The organism is Micromonospora sp. MP36 (assembly GCF_008119785.1).
Lineage (GTDB): Bacteria > Actinomycetota > Actinomycetes > Mycobacteriales > Micromonosporaceae > Micromonospora.
Map to the genome: position 1 here is coordinate 1 of NZ_VSFA01000249.1, position 1,516 is coordinate 1,516.

The window sequence follows — 1,516 nt, forward strand, 5'->3', positions numbered from 1 at the left end:
CCACGCTGGCGAACAAGACGGAGCTGATCACCCGTTGGCGGCATGGCGGCGATCCGTATGGGCGAGCCGTCATCTCAGCCATGGTGGACGCACGCCGATGTGGGCACCCAGAGCCGATTCCACGAGGGGTGATCGAGGCGCTGGCACCGTCCTATCTCACCCCCGGGGCAGCGGGCGCAGGCTGCCCAGTCTCGGTGGCTTGACGAAGGGTTGGAGTGGGCATGTCGGGCGGTACGCGGGGATATCGCGCCGATGGAAACGATCGCCGCCCAGGTCGGGGAGGTCGACGGGTACCAGGTTTCGGACATCCTGCTCGACTATGCCACCAGCACCCCGACGGTCGGCGATGTGCCCGCCCATAGCTGGCAGGCAGTGATCGACGGGACTTCCGCCGCAGATGCGTGGTTTCAGATCGCGAGTGCTGCCTACATCGCGGGACGGATCGCCGATGCGCAGACAGCCGCTCGCCGGGCTGCTGATGCTGGTCATGTCCCCTCAATGGTGAGACTGGGGTTGCTGCTTACCGAGCAGGGGGATGTGGCCGGGGCGCGTGAGGCCTATCAGCGGGCGGCCGACTCTGGTCATGCCGATCACGCCCCGATCGCATGGGTCGGCCTGGGGGTGCTGGCTGCCGAACAGGGGGATCTGGCCGAGGCGCGGGACGCCTTTCAGCCGGCGGCCGACTCTGGTCATGCCGATCACGCCCCGATCGCATGGGTCGGCCTGGGGGTGCTGGCTGCCGAACAGGGGGATCTGGCCGAGGCGCGGGACGCCTTTCAGCAGGCGATCGACTCCGGCCACACCGACTGGGCCCCGAGTGCGGCGGAAAGCCTGGGGGCGCTGCTGGCTAAGCAGGGGGATGTGGACGGGGCGCGGGACGCCTTTCAGCAGGCGATCGACTCCGGCCACACCGATCACGCCCCGCTCGCGTTGGCCAACCTGGGATTGCTGCTTGCTAGGCAGGGGGATGTGGACGGGGCGCGGGACGCCTATCAGCGGGCGATCGACTCCGGCCACACCGACCATGCCCCGAGGGCGGCGGCCAGCCTGGGGACCCTGCTTGCCGAGCAGGGGGATGTAGCCGGGGCGCGCGACGCCTTTCAGCAGGCGATCGACTCCGGCCACACCGATCACGCCCCGCTCGCGTTGGCCAACCTGGGATTGCTGCTTGCTAGGCAGGGGGATGTGGACGGGGCGCGGGACGCCGTTCAGCGGGCGATCGACTCCGGCCACATTGATCACGCCTCGCTCGCGTTGGTCAGCCTGGGGTTGCTGCTTGCTGAGCAGGGGGATGTGGCCGGGGCGCGGGAGGCCGTTCAGCGGGCGGTTGACTCCGGCCAGAAGCGTCATACCTCGCTCGCGTTGTACAGCCTGGGGGTGCTGCTTGCCGAGCAGGGGGATGTAGCCGGGGCCCGTGAGGCCTATCAGCGGGCGGCCGACTCCGGCCACACCGATCACGCCCCGAGGGCGGCGATCAGCCTGGGGGTGCTGCTTGCCGAGCAGGGGGATGTAGCCG

Annotated in this window: 1 protein-coding gene; it reads left to right on the forward strand. The window is 69.5% G+C overall.

Annotation, left to right across the window (positions count from 1 at the left end; genetic code table 11):
• Positions 1-252 precede the first annotated feature (252 nt).
• On the forward strand, positions 253-1,516 hold a 1,264-nt coding region (locus FXF52_RS40995; RefSeq protein WP_148805015.1), incomplete at its 3' end, for a tetratricopeptide repeat protein.